At 69.7% G+C, this 20,664-nt stretch carries 20 protein-coding genes; all 20 read right to left on the bottom strand.

Annotated elements, in window-relative coordinates; translation table 11 throughout:
- Positions 1–23: 23 nt before the first annotated feature.
- Positions 24–392 carry a DNA-directed RNA polymerase subunit omega gene (gene rpoZ, locus EDD31_RS00145; protein ID WP_123302380.1) on the bottom strand — a complete coding sequence of 123 codons (369 nt, stop codon included), beginning with the start codon at positions 390–392 and terminating at the stop codon, positions 24–26.
- 9 nt (positions 393–401) lie between these two features.
- On the bottom strand, positions 402–1,037 hold the full coding sequence (gene gmk, locus EDD31_RS00150) for a guanylate kinase (protein ID WP_245990689.1): 636 nt from the start codon (positions 1,035–1,037) through the stop codon (positions 402–404).
- Positions 1,034–1,345: an integration host factor, actinobacterial type gene (gene mihF / locus EDD31_RS00155; RefSeq protein ID WP_123304885.1), complete on the bottom strand. Its 312-nt coding sequence runs from the start codon at positions 1,343–1,345 to the stop codon at positions 1,034–1,036. Before mihF ends, gmk begins: the two co-directional genes overlap by 4 nt.
- Before the next feature lie 104 nt (positions 1,346–1,449).
- On the bottom strand, positions 1,450–2,289 hold the full coding sequence (gene pyrF, locus EDD31_RS00160; protein WP_123302381.1) for an orotidine-5'-phosphate decarboxylase: 840 nt from the start codon (positions 2,287–2,289) through the stop codon (positions 1,450–1,452).
- Complete coding sequence (carB, locus tag EDD31_RS00165; RefSeq protein ID WP_123302382.1) at positions 2,286–5,615, bottom strand: carbamoyl-phosphate synthase large subunit; 3,330 nt, start codon at positions 5,613–5,615, stop codon at positions 2,286–2,288. Before carB ends, pyrF begins: the two co-directional genes overlap by 4 nt.
- Positions 5,615–6,793: a glutamine-hydrolyzing carbamoyl-phosphate synthase small subunit gene (carA, locus tag EDD31_RS00170; RefSeq protein ID WP_245991250.1), complete on the bottom strand. Its 1,179-nt coding sequence runs from the start codon at positions 6,791–6,793 to the stop codon at positions 5,615–5,617. The genes carB and carA overlap by 1 nt, the downstream gene beginning before the upstream one ends.
- A 107-nt stretch (positions 6,794–6,900) precedes the next feature.
- Positions 6,901–8,235 carry a dihydroorotase gene (locus EDD31_RS00175; protein WP_123302384.1) on the bottom strand — a complete coding sequence of 445 codons (1,335 nt, stop codon included), beginning with the start codon at positions 8,233–8,235 and terminating at the stop codon, positions 6,901–6,903.
- A complete protein-coding gene (locus tag EDD31_RS00180; RefSeq protein WP_123302385.1) occupies positions 8,232–9,242 on the bottom strand; it encodes an aspartate carbamoyltransferase catalytic subunit in 1,011 nt (336 codons plus the stop codon). Before EDD31_RS00180 ends, EDD31_RS00175 begins: the two co-directional genes overlap by 4 nt.
- Complete coding sequence (pyrR, locus tag EDD31_RS00185; RefSeq protein ID WP_123302386.1) at positions 9,239–9,781, bottom strand: bifunctional pyr operon transcriptional regulator/uracil phosphoribosyltransferase PyrR; 543 nt, start codon at positions 9,779–9,781, stop codon at positions 9,239–9,241. Before pyrR ends, EDD31_RS00180 begins: the two co-directional genes overlap by 4 nt.
- A gap of 101 nt (positions 9,782–9,882) precedes the next feature.
- The gene (gene nusB, locus EDD31_RS00190) at positions 9,883–10,308 is read right to left on the bottom strand and encodes a transcription antitermination factor NusB (protein WP_123302387.1); all 426 of its coding nucleotides are present in this window, start codon (positions 10,306–10,308) and stop codon (positions 9,883–9,885) included.
- An 11-nt stretch (positions 10,309–10,319) separates the two neighbouring features.
- On the bottom strand, positions 10,320–10,883 hold the full coding sequence (gene efp / locus EDD31_RS00195; protein WP_123302388.1) for an elongation factor P: 564 nt from the start codon (positions 10,881–10,883) through the stop codon (positions 10,320–10,322).
- 39 nt (positions 10,884–10,922) lie between these two features.
- Positions 10,923–11,468, bottom strand: a complete 546-nt coding sequence (locus EDD31_RS00200; RefSeq protein WP_123302389.1) for a shikimate kinase — start codon at positions 11,466–11,468, stop codon at positions 10,923–10,925.
- A complete protein-coding gene (gene aroB / locus EDD31_RS00205; protein ID WP_123302390.1) occupies positions 11,465–13,075 on the bottom strand; it encodes a 3-dehydroquinate synthase in 1,611 nt (536 codons plus the stop codon). The genes EDD31_RS00200 and aroB overlap by 4 nt, the downstream gene beginning before the upstream one ends.
- Complete coding sequence (aroC, locus tag EDD31_RS00210) at positions 13,072–14,286, bottom strand: chorismate synthase (protein WP_123302391.1); 1,215 nt, start codon at positions 14,284–14,286, stop codon at positions 13,072–13,074. The genes aroB and aroC overlap by 4 nt, the downstream gene beginning before the upstream one ends.
- Positions 14,287–14,345: 59 nt before the next feature.
- Positions 14,346–14,975 carry a hypothetical protein gene (locus EDD31_RS00215; protein ID WP_123302392.1) on the bottom strand — a complete coding sequence of 210 codons (630 nt, stop codon included), beginning with the start codon at positions 14,973–14,975 and terminating at the stop codon, positions 14,346–14,348.
- The gene (locus tag EDD31_RS00220; RefSeq protein ID WP_123302393.1) at positions 14,972–15,328 is read right to left on the bottom strand and encodes a PadR family transcriptional regulator; all 357 of its coding nucleotides are present in this window, start codon (positions 15,326–15,328) and stop codon (positions 14,972–14,974) included. The genes EDD31_RS00215 and EDD31_RS00220 overlap by 4 nt, the downstream gene beginning before the upstream one ends.
- 36 nt (positions 15,329–15,364) lie before the next feature.
- Positions 15,365–16,276 (bottom strand): shikimate dehydrogenase, encoded by a 912-nt coding sequence (locus EDD31_RS00225; protein WP_123302394.1) that lies wholly within the window; start codon positions 16,274–16,276, stop codon positions 15,365–15,367.
- Positions 16,273–17,433 (bottom strand): endolytic transglycosylase MltG, encoded by a 1,161-nt coding sequence (mltG, locus tag EDD31_RS00230; protein ID WP_123302395.1) that lies wholly within the window; start codon positions 17,431–17,433, stop codon positions 16,273–16,275. Before mltG ends, EDD31_RS00225 begins: the two co-directional genes overlap by 4 nt.
- The gene (gene ruvX / locus EDD31_RS00235; RefSeq protein ID WP_211336011.1) at positions 17,430–17,930 is read right to left on the bottom strand and encodes a Holliday junction resolvase RuvX; all 501 of its coding nucleotides are present in this window, start codon (positions 17,928–17,930) and stop codon (positions 17,430–17,432) included. The genes mltG and ruvX overlap by 4 nt, the downstream gene beginning before the upstream one ends.
- Positions 17,927–20,653, bottom strand: a complete 2,727-nt coding sequence (alaS, locus tag EDD31_RS00240) for an alanine--tRNA ligase (RefSeq protein WP_123302396.1) — start codon at positions 20,651–20,653, stop codon at positions 17,927–17,929. The genes ruvX and alaS overlap by 4 nt, the downstream gene beginning before the upstream one ends.
- Between the last annotated feature and the right edge of the window lie 11 nt (positions 20,654–20,664).

Here is a 20,664-nt window from a genome sequence, read left to right on the forward strand (position 1 = left end):
TCAGTGCACCGGGGAGCTGGTGCTCAGGCCTCGGTGGGTGCGTCGAGTTCCGCGCTGGGGTCCAGCTCGGCAGGAAGCTCTGCGGACTGCTCCTCGGCGGCGGCGAAACGCTGCGCCTGAGCTGCGGCGTGCTCCTCGGAGGAGGTGATGGTCAGCATGCCCTCGGAGATCTCGCGCAAGGAGATGGACAAGGACTTGTCCTCCTGGGCCGACGGCACCAGCGGGCCGACGAACTCCAGCAGGCCTTCCTGCAGCTGAGCGTTGTACGTGTTGATCTGCCGGGCGCGCTTGGAGGCATAGATCACCAGGGCGTACTTCGAGTCGACCTTGTCGAGCAGGTCGTCAATGGGTGGGTCGGTGATGCCCTCGGGGGCGGCAACGGTTCCGTACATATCAGCAGTCTAGCCGTCCGACGCCATTCCGCGGGTGTCCACGCCCATGAGACGCAGCACCTCGTCCGTGGCCCGCTCGACATCGTCGTTGACGACGACGTGATCGAACTCCCCAGCCGCGGCCATCTCCTCGCGGGCGGTGACCAGCCGCCGTTCGCGCTCCTCGGCGGTTTCGGTGCCGCGGTGGGTGAGGCGGCGGACCATCTCCTCCCAGGAGGGCGGAGCGAGGAAAACCAGTTGGCAGTCCGGCATCGCCTCGCGCACTTGGCGCGCACCCTGCAGATCGAGCTCGAGGAAGACCGGGCGGCCAGTGCGCAGCATCTCCTCCACGGGCTCGCGGAGCGTGCCGTACCGGTGGCGGCCGTGCACCACGGCCCACTCCAGCATGCGGCCGGTCTCGGCCAGCTCGGTGAAACGCTCCTCGGTGAGGAAGAGGTAGTGCACGCCATCGACCTCGCCGGGCCGCGCCGGCCGCGTGGTCGCCGAGACCGAGATCCACACCTCGGGTGCGCGGCGGCGCATCGCGGCCATCACGGTGCCCTTACCGACGGCGGTGGGGCCGGAGAGCACGGTCAGCCGGGCAGGGGCCACGTCGGGCGACGCAGTCTCAGGCTCGCCGCTCACCTCAGGCGGGAGGCGGTTCACCCGAAGCGCTCGACGAGCGCGGTGCTCTGGTGCGGGCCCAGCCCGCGCACCCGGCGCGCCTCGGAGATGCCCACCTCGGCCATGACCGAACGCGCGGTGGCCTTGCCGATACCGGGAAGGGATTCCAGCAGCGAGACGACCTTGAGCTTGCTCAGTGCCTCGTCGGACTTGGCCTGGTCAAGCACATCGGAAAGCTTGAGCTGGGAGTACTTCAGCTTGTTCTTCACCTCCGCACGGGTGGCCCGCGCGGCGGCGGCCTTCTCGAGCGCTTGGGTGCGCTGCTCTGGTGTCAACGGCGGGAGCGGCACTGCTGTCACCTCGTCGGTTCGCAGAATCAGGGGGTGGCAGGACGCTACCGAGCTTGGCGCGTCCAGGGCAATATCCAGCACGAGTGGCTGCGCCACCGAGCTTCTCACGTCTGAGCCCGCAGAGCCGACGTGAGTTCCGCCGCAGCGGCGCGCAGACCATCGGGACCGGCCTGCAGCAACCCCCGGGAGGAGGAGGCCAGCACGAACGGGACAGCCTCGCCGAACACCCCAGCGATCTCCGCAGCACCGGCGCCCTGGGCACCGACCCCGGGGGCGAGCATGGGCCCGCCGACAGTGGCCAGATCGATACCGAGATCCTCTGCGGCTGAGCCGATCGTCGCGCCGACCACCAGGCCCACCGAGCCCAGCAGCCGACCGGGGCGGGCAGCGTTCTCGTGAGCGGCCGCGGCCACGATCTTCCCGGCTACCTCACGCTGGAGCTCGCGCGCCTCCGGATTAGACGTCAGCGCGAGGACGAAGACCCCCCGGCCGTTCTCATGCGCCAGGTCCAGGGCCGGGCGCAGCGACTCGTAGCCGAGGTAAGGGCTCACCGTGATGGCATCGGCGCGCAGCGGCGACCGGTCCCCCAGGTAGGCACGGGCATAGCCGCCCATGGTGGAGCCGATGTCACCGCGCTTGACATCCAGCACACTGAGCACGCCCGCGTCACGGGCCGCAGCCAGGATGTGCTCCAGAGCCGCGATCCCCTCGGAGCCGTACTCCTCGAAGAAGGCAGACTGGGGTTTGATCGCGGCAACCGTGCCCGCCACGCGCTCGACGACCATGCGGCCGAAGTCACGCAGGCCGGCGCCGTCCGCGCTCAGCCCCCAGGCCTGCAGCAGCTGCGGATGCGGATCGATGCCCACGCACACCGGGCCGCAGTCCTCGATGGCCGCCGCCAGCCGATCGCCGAAGCCGGGACCACCGGAGCCGTGCACGCTCACGCCTGAGCCAGGCGGCGAGCCGCCCGGGCGGCATCATGGTGCTGCAGGCTGCCGACCGAGAAGGGCCCGGAGCGCACCGTCTCGATGGCGAGCACCGCGGCAGAGAACTCCTGGACCGTGGTCACGATCGGCCGGTCCGCGGCCGTTGTGGCGGCCCGGATCTCGTAACCGTCGGCGCGTGCCCCCTGACCGTTGGGGGTGTTCAGCACCATGTCCACCTCTCGGGCGGAGATCCGATCGATGATGGTCGGTTCGCCGTCCGGCCCGCGACCTTCGCTGTTCTTGCGCACCACCGTCGCCTCGATGCCGTGCCGGCGCAGCACAGTGGCGGTGCCGGCGGTGGCGAGCACCTCGAAACCGAGCTCGACCAGCCGCGCCACCGGGAAGACGATCGAGCGCTTGTCGCGATCGGCCACCGAGACGAAGACCCGCCCCGAGGTGGGCAACCCGCCGTAGGCCGCGGACTGGGATTTGGCGAAGGCCGCCGGGAAGGTGGTGTCGAAGCCCATCACCTCGCCGGTGGAGCGCATCTCCGGGCCGAGCAAGGTGTCCACGATCAGGCCCTCAGGAGTGGCGAAACGCTTGAAGGGCAGCACTGCCTCCTTGACGGCCAGGGGGTCATCGGTGTCGATGACCGCGCCGTCCTTCCGTGGCAGGACGCCCTCGGCGCGCAACTCGGCGATGGTCTCGCCCGCCATGATCCGCGAGGCGGCCTTCGCCAGCGGCACACCGGTCGCCTTGGCCACGAAGGGCACCGTCCGTGAGGCGCGAGGGTTCGCCTCGATGACATGGAGGACATCCGAGACCAGCGCGAACTGGATGTTGAGCAACCCACGCACGCCCACGCCGGCCGCGATGGCCTCGGTCGAGACACGGATCCGGTCGATCTCGGCCTGCGAGAGGGTCACGGCCGGCAGCACGCAGGCGGAGTCACCGGAATGGATTCCGGCCTCCTCGATGTGCTCCATCACGCCGCCGAGGAAAAGCTCGGTGCCATCGTAGAGCGCGTCGACGTCGATCTCCACGGCGTCGTCCAGGAAGCGGTCCAGCAGCAGGGGCGCGTCCGGATGGGCGACGTCTCCGCCGTGCCGGGCAGCCTCAGCGGCGACCCGGGCGAGGTAGTCGTGCAGGCCGGGCTCGTCATAGACGATCTCCATGCCACGCCCGCCGAGCACGTACGAGGGGCGCACCAGCACGGGGTAGCCGATATCGGCAGCTACCGCCACGGCCTCGGCGTCCGAGGTGGCTGTGCCGTACGCTGGCGCGGGCAGCCCGGCCGTGCGCAGCACGGCGCCGAAGCGTCCGCGGTCCTCAGCCATATCGATCGACTCCGGGCTGGTGCCCATGATCGGGACGCCGGCATCAGCCAGCCGTTGCGCAAGGGAGAGGGGTGTCTGCCCGCCGAGCTGGACGATGACACCGGCCACCGGGCCGGCCTCGAGCTCGGCGTGATAGATCTCGAGCACATCCTCGAAGGTGAGGGGCTCGAAATACAGGCGGTCCGAGATGTCGTAGTCGGTCGAGACCGTTTCCGGGTTGCAGTTGACCATCACGGTCTCGTAGCGCCCGGCGAGGGTCATGGTGGCGTGCACGCAGGAGTAGTCGAACTCGATGCCCTGACCGATACGGTTCGGGCCAGAGCCGAGGATGATCACCGCTTCGCGCTCGCGTGGGCGTACCTCGGTCTCGGTGTCGTAGGCCGAGTAGTGGTACGGGGTCAGCGCGGCGAACTCGGCGGCGCAGGTATCCACCGTCTTGTACACCGGGCGCAGCCCGTAAGCGTGACGGACCTCGCGCACGGCCGTCTCCCCCAGCCCGCGCAGGCGCCCGATCTGAGCGTCGGAGAAGCCGTGCCGCTTGGCCAGGCGGAGGACCTCGGCACCGAGAGCCGGCGCGGTGCGGATCTCCTCGGCCACCTCCTCGATGAGCAGCATCTGATCCAGGAACCAGGGGTCGATCGCGGTGGCCTCGTGGACGTCCTCGACCGTGGCACCGGCACGCAGGGCCTGCTGGGTCGCGACCAGGCGGGTCTCCGTGGGTGTGCGGATCTCCTCGAGCAGCGCGGCGCGTGCCTCGGCGTCCGGAACCGGCCCGTCCCAGTGGAAGGAACTACCTGCCTTGTCGATGGAACGCATGGCCTTCTGCAGCGCCTCGGTGAAGGACCTGCCCAAGGCCATCGCCTCGCCCACCGACTTCATCGTGGTGGTCAGCGTCGGATCCGCGGCGGGGAACTTCTCGAAGGCGAAGCGCGGGATCTTGACCACCACGTAGTCCAGGGTGGGCTCGAAGCTCGCCGGCGTGGAGCCGGTGATGTCGTTGGGGATCTCGTCCAGGGTGTAGCCGATGGCCAGGCGGGCCGCGATCTTGGCGATCGGGAATCCCGTGGCCTTCGAGGCCAGCGCCGAGGAGCGCGAGACTCGGGGATTCATCTCGATGACAATGACGCGCCCGGTCTTCGGGTCCACCGCGAACTGCACATTGCAGCCACCGGTGTCGACGCCGACCTCGCGGATGACCGCGATGCCCACGTCGCGCATCTTCTGGTACTCACGGTCGGTCAGGGTCAGCGCCGGCGCCACGGTGATCGAGTCACCCGTGTGCACGCCCACCGGGTCGACATTCTCGATGGAGCAGACGACCACGACGTTGTCGTGCTTGTCGCGCATGAGCTCGAGCTCGAACTCCTTCCACCCCAGGATCGACTCCTCCAGGAGCACCTCGGTGGTCGGCGAGTAATGCAGGCCGGCGCCGGCGATACGGTTGAGGTCCTCGGCGTTGTAGGCCAGGCCCGAGCCGAGACCGCCCATGGTGAAGGAGGGGCGGACCACCAGCGGATACCCGAGCTCCTCGGCGATGGCATGGCACTCCTCCAAGGAATGCACGATGGCCGAGCGCGCCGACTCCGCGCCGCACCGCTCGACCACGCCCTTGAACTTGTCGCGGTCCTCCGCCAGCTCGATGGCCTCGATGGAGGCACCGATCAGCTCCACGCCGTACTTCTCCAGCACCCCGGCCTTGGCCAGCGAGATCGCGGCGTTCAGCGCCGTCTGACCACCGAGGGTGGGCAGGAGCGCGTCGGGGCGCTCCTTCTCGATGATCGTGGCGACCACCTCGGGAGTGATGGGCTCGACGTAGGTGGCGTCGGCCATCTCCGGGTCGGTCATGATCGTCGCGGGATTGGAGTTGACGAGGATGACGCGAATGCCTTCCTCGCGCAGCACCCGCACGGCCTGGGTGCCGGAGTAGTCGAACTCGGCGGCCTGACCGATGACGATCGGCCCGGAGCCGATCACCAGGACGCTGGAGATATCTGTGCGACGCGCCATCAGGCCTGGTCCTCCGTGCTGCTCGGGCTGGTCGTGCTGCTGGTCTTCTGCTCGCGCATCAGGCGCACGAAACGGTCGAAGAGGTGCTCGGCGTCGTGTGGGCCGGCGGCGGCCTCGGGGTGGTACTGCACCGAGAACGCGGGGACGTCGAGGGCGCGCAGTCCTTCGACGACCTGGTCGTTCAAGCCCACATGAGAGACCTCCACCCGGCCGTAGCGCCCGCCGTCGTAGGGGGCGACCGAGGGGGCGTCCACCGGAGCGTCCACGGCGAAGCCGTGATTGTGAGCGGTGATCTCCACCCGACCGGTCTCCTTGTCCATCACGGGCTGGTTCACGCCGCGGTGGCCGAAGTCGAGCTTGTAAGTGCCGTATCCCAGGGCGCGACCCAGGAGCTGGTTACCGAAGCAGATGCCGAAGAAGGGCAGCTTCTCGTCGAGGACGCCGCGCAGCAGCTCGACCTCGTGGGTGGCCGCCTCCGGGTCGCCGGGGCCGTTGGAGAAGAAGACGCCGTCCGGAGCCAGCGCGAGGATCTCGCTGAGGGAGACCGACTGCGGCAGCACGTGCACCCGCACGCCGCGCTCGGCGAGCTGGGCGGGCGTGCGCGTCTTGATGCCGAGATCGACGGCGGCCACGGTCGCTACCGGCTCCTTGCCGGCATACTCGCCGCTGGGTTCAACCGTGTACGCATCCGCGGTGCTCACTTCGCGAGCAAGATCGGATCCCGCCATCGGAGGAGCCTCGCGGACCAGATCCAGGAGGACGCCCAGGGCCTGCTCGCTCGGCTCCCCGTGAGCGGCGCCCGCCGGCAGAGCGGAGCCGGAGAACACGCCGGCCCGCATCACGCCCTTGTCTCGCAGATGCCGGGTCAGGGCGCGGGTGTCGACGTCGCAGATGCCGACCACGCCCTGGTCGGCGAGCTCGTCCTCGAGCTCGCGGCGGGAGCGCCAGTTCGAGGCGCGGCGGGCGGGGTCGCGGACCACATAGCCGGCCACCCAGATGCGGTGGGACTCCGGGTCCTCGTCGTTCACCCCGGTGTTGCCGATGTGCGGGGCAGTCATCACCACGATCTGGCGATGGTAGGAGGGGTCGGTCAGGGTCTCCTGGTAGCCGGTCATGCCGGTGGAGAACACGATCTCACCCAGGGTGCGGCCCAGGGCCGCGTAGGCGCTCCCGCGCATCACGGTGCCGTCCTCGAGGACCAGCAATGCGGGCTCACGCCGGGCACCGCGGGTGGCCCGCGCGGTCACATCGGCCACAGCCGTCTCGGTGGTCTGTTCTGCTTCGCTCATCGTTCGGAGCGCTCCTCTCGGCCATCGCGTTCCACCACGACGCCGCCGGCCACGGTGGCCCGGCCGCGCAGGAAGGTGGCCATCACCTTGCCGGGGAGCTCCCGGCCGGCGAAGGGGGTGTTCTCGGATCGGGTGACGTGGGCGGCACCCTCGACGGTGACGCGGGCAGCCGGATCGACCAGCGTCAGGTTCGCCGGCTCCCCCACCTCGAGCGGACGGCCATGTCCGGTGGTCTGACCGATCCGTGCCGGCGCGGCGGACATCACGCGCGCCACATCGGTCCAGCTCAGCCTGCCCGGTTCGACCATGGTCTCGATGACCACGCTGAGCGCGGTCTCCAGACCGGTCATGCCCATGGCACCGGCCGGCCACTCACAGTCCTTGTCCTCGGACGGGTGCGGGGCGTGGTCGGTGGCGACGATGTCGATCGTGCCATCGGCCAGGCCGGCCCGCACCGCCTCGACATCCTCGGCCGTGCGCAAGGGCGGGTTGACCTTGTAGGTGGGGTCGTAGGTGCGGGCCAGCTCGTCGGTGAGGATGAGGTGGTGCGGGGTGACCTCGGCCGTGACGTCGATGCCGCGGGCTTTGGCCCAGCGCACGATCTCCACCGAACCTGCGGTGGAGAGGTGACAGACGTGCAGGCGCGAGCCCACGTGCTGGGCCAGGAGGACGTCGCGGGCGATGATCGACTCCTCAGCGACCGCCGGCCAGCCCTGCAGGCCGAGCTCGGCAGAGACCGCACCCTCGTGCATCTGCGCGCCGGGGGTCAGGCGCGGATCCTGGGAGTGCTGGGCGATGACGCCCCCGAAGGCCTTGACGTACTCCAGCGCCCGGCGCATCAGCAGCGGGTCGGCCACGCAGTCGCCGTCGTCGGAGAAGACCCGCACCGCGGCCGCCGAGGAGGCCATCGCGCCGAGTTCGGCGAGCTGTTCCCCCTTGCGGCCCACCGAGACGGCCCCGATGGGGAAGACGTCGGCGTACCCGGCCTGGCGGCCCAGGTTCCACACCTGCTCGACCACCCCGGCGGTGTCGGCAGTGGGGGTGGTGTTCGGCATCGCGTGCACGGCGGTGAAACCGCCGGCCGCGGCAGCGCGGGTCCCGGTCAGGACCGTCTCGGAGTCCTCGCGGCCGGGCTCGCGCAGGTGCACGTGCAGGTCGACCAGGCCGGGCAAAGCCACGAGACCGTCGGCCTCGACCACCTCGATGTCGGCTGGAACCTCGGCGCGTGCCTGCGGTCCGATGGCCGCGATGACGCCGTCGGCGAGCAGCACATCGGCGGCGTCGCCGTCGAGGAGGCGGGCACCGGTGATCAGTGTGGGTGCGGTAGTCACGAGATCCCTTCATCTCCAGCGAGGAGGAGGTAGAGGACGGCCATGCGCACGGCGACGCCGTTGGCCACTTGTTGCACGATCGTTGAGCGAGGTGAGTCGGCGGCACTGGAAGAGATCTCCAGCCCGCGGTTCATCGGGCCGGGGTGCATGACCACCGCACGGGGCGTGTGGGCCAGCAGCCGGGCCAGCCGGGCCTCGTCGAGCCCATAGCGGCGGTGGTACTCGTGCGGTGAGGGGAAGAAGGAGCCGCGACTGCCGGCCTCGCCTCCCCCCATCCGTTCACGCTGGACCCGCAGCATCATGACCGCGTCCGGCCCCTCGGCGAGCACCGCGTCCAGGTCGTAGGAGACCTCGCAGGGCCAGGACTCCATGCCCACTGGCAGCAGGGTGGGCGGAGAGACCACGGAGACCCGGGCACCGAGGGTGTGCAGCAACTGGATGTTCGAGCGCGCCACCCGGGAGTGCAGCACGTCGCCCACGATCGCCACATGCGCCCCGTCCAGGTCCGTGCCTTCCGATGCGGGGCCGGCATCATCGGCGACGGTCCCGGCCGCGGCGTGAAGCTGGCGGCGCAAGGTGAAGGCATCGAGCAGGGCTTGGGTGGGATGCTGGTGGGTGCCGTCGCCGGCGTTGAGCACCGGCACGTTGATCCAGCCGGCGTGGGCCAGGCGGTGCGGGGCGCCGGAGTCGTGGTGGCGGATCACGACGCCGTCGATGCCCATGGCCTGCAGGGTCAGGGCGGTGTCCTTGAGGGACTCGCCCTTGGACACGCTGGAACCCTTGGCGGAGAAGTTGATGACATCGGCGCTGAGACGTTTGGCGGCGGCCTCGAAGGAGATGCGCGTGCGGGTGGAGTCCTCGAAGAAAAGGTTCACCACGGTCTGCCCGCGCAGCGTGGGCAGCTTCTTGATGCTCCGGCCCTGGGTGGCCGCCATGGACTCGGCGGTGTCCAGGATGTGCACGGCCTCGTCATGGCTGATCTCTGCGGCCGAGATGAGGTGCCTCATGAGATGGTCACCGCGTCCTGCCCGTCAATCTCGGCGAGCTGGACGGCCACGCGCTCCTCCCGCGAGGTGGGCAGATTCTTGCCCACGAAGTCCGCCCGGATGGGCAATTGCCGATGCCCACGGTCCACGAGCACCGCGAGCTGCACGGCTGCCGGCCGACCCAAGTCACTGAGGGCATCCAGGGCGGCGCGGATGGTGCGGCCGGAGTAGAGCACATCGTCCACGAGCACCACCACACGCCCGTCGATGCCCTCGTCCGGGAGCACGGTCCGGCCCAGTGTGCGGGTGGGCTGGTCGCGCAGATCATCGCGGTAGGGGGTGATATCCAGCGAACCCACCGGAACCGCTCCACTGGCCTCGGTGCGGGCGAGGCGTTCGGCAAGCCGCTGCGCCAGCGGGAGGCCGCGGGTGGGGATCCCCAGCAGGGTCACGGCGTCGGCGCCGTGGTTCCGCTCAAGGATCTCATGGGCGATCCGGGTCAGGGAGCGCGAAATGTCCGAGGCGCTGAGCACCTCGCGGGCCTGGGGTGAACCAGCCACGGGACCTCCTTCCCCGCCTCACGGGACGGGACTTAAAGGACGGTTGTCGCCTCGATGCTATCGCAGGCGTATGGCTGTTCTGCGCCACGCGAACGTGACGTTCAGAGCAGTGTGGGCTTGAGCTCCTGCAGCCGGCCGAGCAGGCCGTTGACGAAGGTCGGCGAGTCATCGGTGGAGAGCTCTGCGGCGAGTTCGACCGCCTCGGAGACCGCGACGGCGTCAGGGATGTCGTCGTTGTGCAGCAACTCCCAGGAGCCCATGCGCAGGATCGAACGGTCGACGCTCGGCATCCGGTCCAGGGTCCACCCCTGCGCGTAGGTGGAGAGCAACTCATCGATGTGCTCGCGCTTGGCGACGACGCCGGCCACGATCTCCTCCGCGTACAGGGGGAAGTCGCCCTGGGCCGCCGTGTGCGCGCGGCGCTGCTGCAGCAGGTCGAGAACCTCGTCCGGGCGCTGGAGGCCCTTCTGTTCTGCTTCGAAGAGCACATCGAGTGCCCGACGGCGTGCCCGGCGGCGTGCTGCCATGACTGTGCCGCCTAGTCGTTGACGCGGCCGAGGTACGAGCCGTCGCGGGTGTCGACCTTGACCTTGGTGCCGACGTCGAGGAAGAGAGGCACCTGGATCTCTGCGCCGGTCTCCAGGGTGGCGGGCTTGGTGCCGGCATTGGACCGGTCACCCTGCAGACCCGGTTCGGTGTAGCTGATCTCCAGCACCACCGAGGGGGGCAGCTCGATGAAGAGCACCGTGCCCTCGTTGGTGGCGACGGTGACCTCGTGGTTCTCCAGCATGAACTTCGCGGCGTCACCGACCACCTCGGGGGCGATCGGGATCTGCTCGTAAGTCTCCATGTCCATGAAGATGAAGTCGCTGCCGTCGTTGTACAGGTACTGCATGTCACGGCGGTCCACCGTGGCGGTCTCGACCTTGATACCAGCGTTGAACGTCTTGTCCACGATCTTGCCGCTCATGACGTTCTTCAGCTTGGTGCGCACGAAGGCGGGGCCCTTGCCCGGCTTGACATGCTGGAACTCCACCACCTGCTGGAGCTGGCCCTCGATCTTGAGTACCGTGCCGTTCTTCAGGTCGTTGGTCGTCGCCATCAGGCAGATCCGTCCTTCGTGTGGGAAATGGAGCGGCGGTCAGGATATCGCGGCGCGGAGCCGCGCCACGACCTCTTCGGGGCTCAGCTCCGAGGTATCGATCACCACGGTGGCCCGTGCCTCATAGCGGGGACGGCGGGCCGTGGCCATCGCGGCGAGCTGCGAGCGGGTACCGGCCAGCGCCGGTGACTGCGGCACATTGAGCCCGAGCCGGGCTGCGGCGACGCTGAGCGAGACGTCCAGGTGGGCGACCACGGCGCCTGCGGCGCCCAGCGCGGCGACTCGCTCGGCGGTGGCCTCGTGATCGAGAGCCCCTGACCCCAGGGCGGCCACTCCGGGGAGGGCGAGCGCTTCCTCGGCGGCCTCAGCCTCGAGACGACGGAACTCTTCTTCCCCCCGTTCGATGAGCAGATCGGCCGTGGGGCCGCCGTGGCTTTCGGTCAGCAGCGCGTCCGAGTCGTGGAAGGGCTCGGCCAGTGCCTCAGCGAGCAGCGCACCGACGACCGTCTTGCCCGATCCGGGCGGTCCGAGCAGGACCACGCGCGGGACACTGCCTCCGGCGTGGTGGTCGGGCGAGGCGCTCATGGCGCGCTCCTCTCTGTAGGCAGGACCGCAGCGAAAGCGGCATCCAGGTGCTCGGGGGCCGGACCGGTGACGGTGCGGGGGCGAGCAAGGTCGTCCAGCAGCACGAAGCGCAGCACTCCGGCTCGCACCTTCTTGTCCGCCGCCATCGCGGCGAGCAGTTCCTCCTTCGTGGCAGGGCCGGCGTAACCGGTGGGCAGGCCGAGGGCCTCCAGCACCGCGCGGTGGCGCCCGGCGAGATCCTCGGCGAGCAGGCCGGTGGCTCGCGCGAGTTCGGCGGCGAAGACCATGCCGACCGAGACGGCCTCACCATGGCGCCAGCGATAGTTCTCGACCTTCTCGATCGCGTGGGCAAAAGTGTGCCCGTAGTTGAGGAACTCCCGGGTACCGCCGGTGCGCTCGGTGAGGTCCTCCCCCACCACCCGGGCCTTGACGGCCACGGCCCGTTCCACGAGATCCGCGAGCAGTCCGGAGGCGGGCTCGGTGGCCGACACTGGCCCACCCGGGGCCTTCTCCAGCAGTTCCAGAATCTCCGGGTCGGCGATGAAGCCGCACTTGATCACCTCGGCGAGCCCGGCGCGCAGATCCTCCCAGGGCAGGGTGGCGAGGGTGTCGAGATCGCAGATCACCGCGGCCGGGGTGTGGAAGGCACCGGCGAGGTTCTTGCCGTGCGGGGTGTTGATGCCGGTCTTGCCGCCCACGGCGGCATCCACCATGCCGAGCACCGTGGTGGGCACATTGACCAGTGTGATGCCACGCAGCCAGGTGGCGGCCGCGAAGCCGGCGGCGTCCGTAGTGGCTCCCCCGCCGACGGCGATCACGGCGCCATCGCGGCCGATCCTCTCCGCCCCGAGGCGATCCCACAACGCTGCCAGGGCCTCCAGGGACTTCGCGTCCTCCGCGTCGGGCATCTCGTGCAGGGCAACCCGCACGCCGGACGCGCCAGCTTCGGCGGCGATGCGTTGAGCAAGCGTGGCGACGGCAGGGGCATGGACCACGAGCACAGCGCTGGCTTCGGCCACGGCATGGGCGGCGGCGCCGGCCAGGTCGGGGCCGATGGTGACCTCGTAGTACCCGGCCGAACCCGGCCGGCCGACCTCCACCCGACGCGGTAGCCGCGCGCCGACCTCCACGGTCACCTGGCGTGGGTTGCGCCGTGAGGTGTCCACCGTAATCGCGGCGATCTCGGTGTAAAGCGGGGCCCGCTGCGCTCGCAGCTCAGCGAGCTTGACCGTGGGATCGCCGGTCAGGAGCGGGCGGGAGCCATCGCCGCGCACTCGGGTGGAGGCGGCGTGCGCGTCCACGTGCAGATACACCACCGGGCGCCCGGCCAGGGCGGCGCGAGTGCCCGGGTGGAGCACCGCTCCGCCCCCCAGGGAGAGCACGCCGTCATGGGTGTCCAGGGCGCGCATGATCTCGGTGTGCTCGATCTCGCGGAAGGCCTCTTCACCGCGGTGGGAGAAGATCTGCGGAATGGTCAGGCCTGCTGCCTGTTCCACGAGGTCGTCGGAGTCGAGGAAGTCCACGCCCAGGCGGCGAGCCAGGCGCTTGCCCACCTCGGACTTCCCGGCCCCCGGCAGACCGATCAGGATGGCCCGGGGCCCGCTCATCGCATGTGCTCCGGGATGGCCTCGAGGTAGCTGCGCAGGTTCCGGGAGGCCTCGGAGACCGAGTCCCCGCCGGTCTTCTCCAGCAGGGCGCCGGCGACGACGAGGGCGACGACCGCCTCGGCCACCACGGCCGCCGGCGGCACAGCGCACACGTCCGAGCGCTGGTGGATCGCCGTGGCCTCCTCACCGGAGGTGACATCCACGGTGCGCAGGGCACGCGGCACGGTGGAGATGGGCTTCATGGCAGCTCGGACGCGCAGCACGTCGCCGTTGCTCATGCCGCCCTCGGTGCCGCCAGCGCGGTTGGTGGCCCGGGTCAGCCGTTCACCCTCGCGGAGGATCTCGTCGTGAGCGGCCGAGCCTCGACGGCGCGCTGTGGTGAAGCCGTCGCCGATCTCCACGCCCTTGACGGCTTGGATCGACATCACCGCACCCGCCAGCCGGGCGTCGAGGCGCCGGTCGGCCGAGACATGTGAACCCAGGCCCGGCGGGAGTCCGTGCACCACGACCTCGACGACTCCGCCGAGAGTGTCACCCTCGGCCTTCGCGGCATCGACCTCGGCCACCATGGCCGCCGAGGTCTCCGGGTGCAGGCAGCGCACGGGGTCGGCGTCCAGTCGCGGCACGTCATCCGGGGTGGGGATGGGCGCCTCCTCTGGGACGGCGACCGTGCCGATACTGACCACGTGCGAGGCAAGCCGCACGCCGGCGATCTGCTCCAGCAGTGCGGCGGCCACCGTGCCCAGCGCCACGCGGGTGGCGGTCTCGCGTGCCGAGGCCCGCTCCAGGATCGGTCGGGCATCAGTCACGGCATACTTCTGCATGCCCACCAGGTCGGCATGGCCCGGGCGAGGCCGGGTCAGGGCCCGGTTACGGGCGATCTCGCGCTCGTCCCCCGTGCCGGCGTCAACCAGGAGATCCTCGGGTGCCACCGGGTCGGCAGACATCACCGTCTCCCACTTCGGCCACTCGGTGTTGCCGATCTCAATCGCGATCGGCCCGCCCATGGCCACACCATGGCGGACACCACTGAGCACCCGCACCTCGTCCTTCTCGAACTTCATGCGGGCGCCGCGGCCATAACCGAGCCGCCTGCGGGCGAGGGCGGCGCGAATCTCCTCGGTGGTGATCTCCACGCCCGCCGGGACGCCTTCGATGACGCCGATCAAGGCTTGGCCGTGGGACTCTCCGGCAGTGGTCCATCTGAGCATGACTCGATCTTGTCACGACCGGCGAGGTCGGCGATCCGTGCGTCTCGCATGACGGTGTCTCAGGCGCTGGGCAGCCGCACTCCGTGGGAGTCCGCCCGGCGTCGCATGCGATGCAGCAGGAGCAGCGCTGCGACCACGGGGACGATGCCAGCGGGAACGGACACCCAGGGGTCGAGGTCGAGGCTGGGGCCTGGGAGCAGAGAGACCGCGACCCCGACCCCGGCGAGCACGAGGGCCAGGACGACCACGCTCGCCACCGGGCGCTTGACCATCACACGCAAGAGACCACAGCGGACCAGCGCCAAGGCAGCGACCAGGAACACCACGAACACCAGCGCAGTGGCGAGCACCGGCAGGCCGCTCCCGCCCAAGGAGACCACCACCGCGTTCAGCAACACCGACATCCCCGCGAACAACAGGAGGGCAGGCAGCCACACTCCCGCCCACTGCCATCCGCTGAGCCTCTCGGTATCGGGCAGCTTCAGCGCGGCCGCGTACTCCTGCGGGTCACCGAAGACCTCACGGACCTCCCCACCGCGCTCGGCCATGTGTGACTCCACCTCAGCCAGCGCGGCGCCGATGCGCTCGCCACTGACGTCACGGAGTGCCAACTCGGTCATCACCTCTTGTGCCCACTCACGCTCCACATGTGGCAGGCGCGCGTGCAGATCTTCCAGGTGAGTTCTCATGAGTGCTCCCCCTCGCTCGTGATGAGTGTTGACGTCCTCGTGCTGAACAGGAGCCATCGCTCCGTCTCGGCCTGCAGGCGCTCGACTCCCAGATCGGTGAGTGAGTAGACCTTCTTCGCCGGCCCATGTGGTCCAGCAACCCACTCGGTGGTGACCAGCGCGTCGCGCTCGAATCGGCCGAGCAGCGGATAGAGCGTGCCGCCCTTGATGGTGCCCAGGCCGGCTTCCTCGAGGCGCTGCGTGATCGCGTAGCCGTGCAGCGGCGCGTGCTGGGAGATCACGCGCAGGACACACAGCGGCAGCGGTCCGCGTAGCCACTGTGCCGGCCACTCCTGAATCGCGTCGATCTCCATAGGGTGACGCTAACGCCACCTAGATCGCACCGCAAGCTAGCTGGCTGAGCGTGAGCGCTCGGCCAGCTCCGCGGTGAGCGCCGTGCGCATGGCGTCCACATCCGCAGCACCAGGAGCGCGGCCAGTGAACAGCCGCACCTGGGCGACCGCCTGATGCAGCAGCATGGCCCAGCCGGGTGCCACTGTGCCCCCGCGCCGCTGCCACAGCTCCACCAGGGGCGTGGGCCACGGGTGATAGACCACGTCGAGCAGGATGCTCCCGGCCAGCGAGCCCTCAGCACCGAGCCGGTCATCGAGCTGCTCAGCCAGTTCATCGGTCGCACCGGCCGGCACCGTGGAGATCACGACGTCGGGCAGGCCGCGCTCCAGCACAGCCGAGGCGCCGGCAGCCGGGTCTCGCCACGGGCGGTGTCGCGGGCTCAGGCCCATCTGGTGCGCCGCGAGGAGAGCCGACCCGGGCCCACCGATGCTCCGCGCGAGCAGTTGCGCGTCGGTGACACCGAGCTCCCCGAGGGCCGCCAGGGCCGAGGAGGCGGTCGCGCGGGCTCCGAGGATGGTGGCCGAGCCCGGCTGCCATCCGGCCGGGGCCACCTCGCGTAACGCGGTCACGATCCCCTCGACGTCGGTGTTGAATCCGCTGAGGGTGCCGGCCCGGCCGTCCCGGCCCGGGGTGACCACCAGGGTGTTGACGGCTCCGGTGACTTCGGCGAGCGGATCGATGACGTCGAGCAGCGGCTGAACCGCCTGCTTCAGCGGCATGGTCAGCGACAGGCCGGCCCAGCTCGCATCCAGTTCTGCCACCACCGCCGGGAGTTCCGCTGCCGTGGTTTCCCGGTAGCCATAGCTCCAGCCCTCGAGGCCGAGGCACCGGTAGGCCACCGAGTGCAGCAGGGGCGAGAGCGAGTGGGCCACCGGTGAGCCGAGCACCGCGGCCTGGCGGGTGCTCACCGGTTCTCGGCCATCCAATCGCGCAACTCCTGGACGTAGCCCAAGTGCTCGTCGTAGTTGTCCGCGAACTTCGTCTCACCCGTGTCCAGGTTGACCGTCACGAAGTAGACCCAGTCACCCTCGGGTGGGTCGATGACCGCGTCGATGGTGGCGGAACCGGGCGAGCCGATGGGCGTGGGGGGCAAGCCGTCGTAAACGTAGGTGGAGTACTCGTTGTCGGGGTCCTCGTTCTCCGCCGTGGTGGGAACACCACCAGTGCGCCCGTTGCCGTAGTTGGTGGTGGAGTCCATCTGGAGGTACCCGTTGGTGCCTCCACTACCCTCAAGGCGGTTGAAGACCACCCGGGCCACCTGGCCGCGGTACTCATCGAGGTTGACCTCGTGCTCCACGATGGAGGCGATGGTGAGGATCTCCTGGCGCTCGCCCGGCTCCACGCCTCGCTCTTCAAAGCGTGCGATCGTCTGGTTCACCATCGCGGCAAGGATCTCGGACACCTCGGTCTCGGGCTCGAAACGATAGGTGGCCGGGCCGAACCAGCCCTCAGGGTTCCCCCCGGCCTCGTCAGGCAGACCGATCGCCTCGGCATCCCCGGCGACCTCCTCGACCTCGTCCTCGGAGACGCCGACGATGTTGGCGATACGCGCGTACACCTGCCAGGTAGTGAAGCCTTCGGGGATCGTGATGATCACCTCGGCGCGATTCGCGGTGTCCAGCAGCGCGAGCACGGCGCCCTCGCCGGACATCTCCTCGCGCAGGTCGTACGCACCGGGCTGGATGAGGGCGGCATTCGGGTTGCCCTGGAAAGCCTCGACGAAGGCATCCGAGGTGGCCACCACGTTGGCCTCTTCGAGCACGTTCCCCATCTCCCGGCCTGAGGCGCCCTCCGGGATCTGGACGCGAACCTCACCGTGGCCGGGGCCGTCATAATCGGTGACCACGTCGGGGTCGCCGCAGCCGGCGAACATGTCCATCACCCGAGGCACCGCCCAGTAGGCCACCGCGCCGACGACGAGCAGTGCGATGAGCACCACGATGATCGCGCGGACGCGGCGTCTGCGGCGCAGGCGCTGGCGGGCCCGGCGATCAGCGTTGCGTCGACGGGACCGGCCTTGCTGTGCGCCACCCGCGGGCGTCACGGGGGCGAAGATGTCGCTCACAGCTCATCCTCCTGCCTGGTGGGCTTGGACGGGAACAGCTCCCCTGCGGGGGCGCCGGTACGGCGCTCGGTTTCCAGTGCCTGCTCGAGGATGACCACGGCGGCGGCCTGATCCACGACGGATCGATGCTCGACCATAGGTCGTTGCGCGGCATGCAGCTGTTGATGCGCGGTCACCGTGGTGAGGCGCTCGTCGAGCATGCGCACCGGGACACCGGCCGCCTTGGCAAGCTTGCGGGCGAAGTTGCGTGCCTCGCGAGCGGCCACGCCCTCGTCACCGCGCAGCGTGCGCGGCAGTCCGACCAGGATCTCGATGGCGTCGCGCTCGGCGGCGATCTGCACGATCTCCGCGACGTCGCTGCCGTCGTGGCGAGCGACCGTGCGCACCGGGGTGGCCAGGATGCCGTCGGCGTCACACGCCGCGACACCGATGCGAGCCTGCCCGACATCCACCGCGATCCGCACGCCGCGGCGCAACCCCTCGCGCAGGTCGGTCACGGGGTGTCCGCTCCGAGAGCGTTCTCACGCACCGCGGAGAGTGCCTCAGGCAGTGCTGAGGGGTTGGTGCCGCCACCCTGGGCGACGTCGTCCTTCCCGCCGCCGCCACCGCCAAGCGTCTGCGCGGCAGTCCGCACCAGTGCGCCAGCACGCAGTCCGGCCTCGCGAGCTCCAGCATTGGTGGCGATGACGACCACCGGGCGGCCCTTGCTCACTCCCCCGATGGCGACCACCGACGGCGCGTCGTCACCCAGCCGCGAGCGGATGTCCAGCGCAAGGGTGCGGAGTTCATCAGCGGCGCTGACCTCACCGGCATCGTGGGTGGCCACGCGCACCGTTCCCGGCGTCGCCTTGGCCTCAGCCGCGATGCCAGCGGCCTGGGCCAGCAACTGGGCCTGGCGCAGCTTGGCCAGCTCCTTCTCCGCGGCCTTCAGCCGGCCCATGAGACCGTCAATACGTTCCGGGAGTTCCTCGGGGCGCGCCCCGATCAGAGTGGAGAGCTGCCCGACGAGGGCGTGTTCCTTGGCCTGGTAGCTGTAGGCGCCCGGGCCGACGAGGGCGTCGACACGCCGCACTCCCGAACCGATGGAGGACTCCCCGAGCAGGGTGACCCGGCCCAGGGTGCCGGTGCCAGGCACGTGGGTGCCGGCGCACAGCTCCTTCGACCAGTCCCCGCCGATGGAGACCACCCGCACCCGGTTGCCGTACTTCTCTCCGAAGAGTGCCATCGCACCAGCGGCGCGGGCGGAGTCGATATCCATGATCTCGTCGGTGACCTCAAGGTCTTCCGCGAGCTGATCGTTCACCCGCTCCTCGATCTCACCCAGCACCGTGGCGGGAACCGAGGACCCGTGGCGGAAGTCGAAGCGCATGCGGTTCGGGGCGTTCTCCGAACCGGCCTGGGTGGCCTGGTCCCCGATGTGCTCGTGCAGCGCCTTGTGCACCATGTGCGTCGCCGTGTGGGCCCGGGCGATGGCCTTGCGCCGGGCGCTGTCGATGCTGGCGACGGCCTGCTCGTCGAGGGTGATGCTGCCCTCGGTGAGGCGCCCGCGGTGCACGGTCAAGCCCTTGATCGGAGCCTGGACATCGGCGACATCCACGACCCCGCCCCCGGCGAAGGAGATGGTGCCCTGGTCGGCGAGCTGGCCGCCGGCCTCGGCGTAGAAGGGAGTGACGTCCAAGACCAGTTCGACATCCGCAGGGGCAGTGGCGGCGGCCGCAGGCTGCCCGTCGACGAGGAGCCCTTTCAGATGCGAATGCGCGGCGTGGTCGGTGTAGCCGAGGAACTGGACGGGGGCGTCCAGTCGCTGCTGGAGATCGGTGTACAACGCGGCGTCGACATGCCCGGTCTTCTTGGCCATGGCATCGGCGCGAGCGCGCTGACGCTGCTCGTCCATCAGGGCGCGGAAACCCGCTTCATCGACCTGGACGCCATGCTCGGCGGCCATCTCCAGGGTGAGGTCGATGGGGAAGCCTGAGGTGTCGTGCAGTGCGAAGGCGGTCTCGCCGGAGACCAGGGGCCGCTGCGGCGAGGTCTCCTTGGCGGCAGCCACCGCCGTCTCCAGCATGGTGGTTCCGGCGGCCAGCGTGCGCCGGAAGGACTCTTCCTCGGCGTAGGCGATCTGCGAGATCCGTGCGAAGTCGGCGTCGAGTTCCAGATAGGAGGCCTTCATGGCGTCCTTGGACGCGGGGAGCAGCACCGGCAGGCTCGGTTCGTCCACGCCGAGCAGGCGCATGGCGCGCACCGCTCGCCGGATCAGACGGCGCAGCACGTAACCGCGCCCCTCGTTGCCGGGCCGCACACCGTCACCGATGAGCATCAGGGCACTGCGGACATGGTCGGCCACCACGCGGAAACGCACGTCGTCCTCAGCGGTGGACCCCTCGCCCTTGGCGTAGGTGCGCCCACTCATCTGCTCGGCCGCGGCGATCACGGGGAAGGTCTCGTCGATCTCGTACATGTTGTCTTCGCCCTGCAGCAGGTACGCGAGACGCTCGACGCCCAGGCCGGTGTCGATCGCGGTCTGCTCCAGCTCGCCGACGAGCTCGTAGTCCTTGCCGCTGCCGGGCCCGCGCAGGAACTGATCGAAGACGAGGTTCCAGATCTCGATGTATCGGTCCTCGGCCTGTGCGCTGCCGGGCCACTGGTCGACCTGGCCGCTCACCGCCTCGGGGCCGAACTCCGGGCCGCGGTCGTAGTGCCACTCTCCGGTGGAGCCGGCCGGGCCGGGCTGGCCGGTGTCCCAGCAGCTCTCCTCCCAAGGCAGCAACACAATGCGATCCGTGCTGAGGCCGACGACCTCGGTGAGGTGCCGGTAGGACTCTTCGTCCTTCTCCCACAGCGTGATCCACAGGCGCTCGGGATCCACCCCGAAGCCGCCGTCGTCCTGGGAGGTGGTCAGCAGCTCCCAGGAAAGATCGATGGCGCCCTGCTTGAAGTAGTCCCCGAAGGAGAAGTTCCCGCCCATCTGGAAGAACGTGCCGTGGCGCGTGGTGCGGCCGACATTCTCGATGTCGTTGGTGCGGATGCACTTCTGCACCGACACCGCCCGCGGCCACGGGGCCGGCTCGGTTCCCACGATGTACGGGATGAAGGGAACCATCCCCGCAATCGTGAACAGGATCGAGGGGTCGGGTGAGATGAGGGAGGCGCTGGGCACAACCTCATGGCCGCGCTTGGCGAAGAAGTCGAGGTAGCGGGAGCGGATCTCAGCGGTGCGCATGGTTCCTGTTC

This window comes from Bogoriella caseilytica (assembly GCF_003752405.1).
Taxonomy (GTDB): domain Bacteria; phylum Actinomycetota; class Actinomycetes; order Actinomycetales; family Actinomycetaceae; genus Allobogoriella; species Allobogoriella caseilytica.

Excerpts from the sequence above, each read along its gene's own strand:
- rpoZ (WP_123302380.1), bottom strand. The coding sequence starts at position 392 with ATGTACGGAACCGTTGCCGCCCCCGAGGGCATCACCGACCCACCCATT.
- carB (WP_123302382.1), bottom strand. The coding sequence starts at position 5,615 with ATGGCGCGTCGCACAGATATCTCCAGCGTCCTGGTGATCGGCTCCGGG.
- carA (WP_245991250.1), bottom strand. The coding sequence starts at position 6,793 with ATGCGCGGGAGCGCCTACGCGGCCCTGGGCCGCACCCTGGGTGAGATC.
- EDD31_RS00180 (WP_123302385.1), bottom strand. The coding sequence starts at position 9,242 with ATGAGGCACCTCATCTCGGCCGCAGAGATCAGCCATGACGAGGCCGTG.
- nusB (WP_123302387.1), bottom strand. The coding sequence starts at position 10,308 with ATGGCAGCACGCCGCCGGGCACGCCGTCGGGCACTCGATGTGCTCTTC.
- efp (WP_123302388.1), bottom strand. The coding sequence starts at position 10,883 with ATGGCGACGACCAACGACCTGAAGAACGGCACGGTACTCAAGATCGAG.
- EDD31_RS00200 (WP_123302389.1), bottom strand. The coding sequence starts at position 11,468 with ATGAGCGCCTCGCCCGACCACCACGCCGGAGGCAGTGTCCCGCGCGTG.
- aroB (WP_123302390.1), bottom strand. The coding sequence starts at position 13,075 with ATGAGCGGGCCCCGGGCCATCCTGATCGGTCTGCCGGGGGCCGGGAAG.
- aroC (WP_123302391.1), bottom strand. The coding sequence starts at position 14,286 with ATGCTCAGATGGACCACTGCCGGAGAGTCCCACGGCCAAGCCTTGATC.
- EDD31_RS00215 (WP_123302392.1), bottom strand. The coding sequence starts at position 14,975 with ATGAGAACTCACCTGGAAGATCTGCACGCGCGCCTGCCACATGTGGAG.
- EDD31_RS00220 (WP_123302393.1), bottom strand. The coding sequence starts at position 15,328 with ATGGAGATCGACGCGATTCAGGAGTGGCCGGCACAGTGGCTACGCGGA.
- alaS (WP_123302396.1), bottom strand. The coding sequence starts at position 20,653 with ATGCGCACCGCTGAGATCCGCTCCCGCTACCTCGACTTCTTCGCCAAG.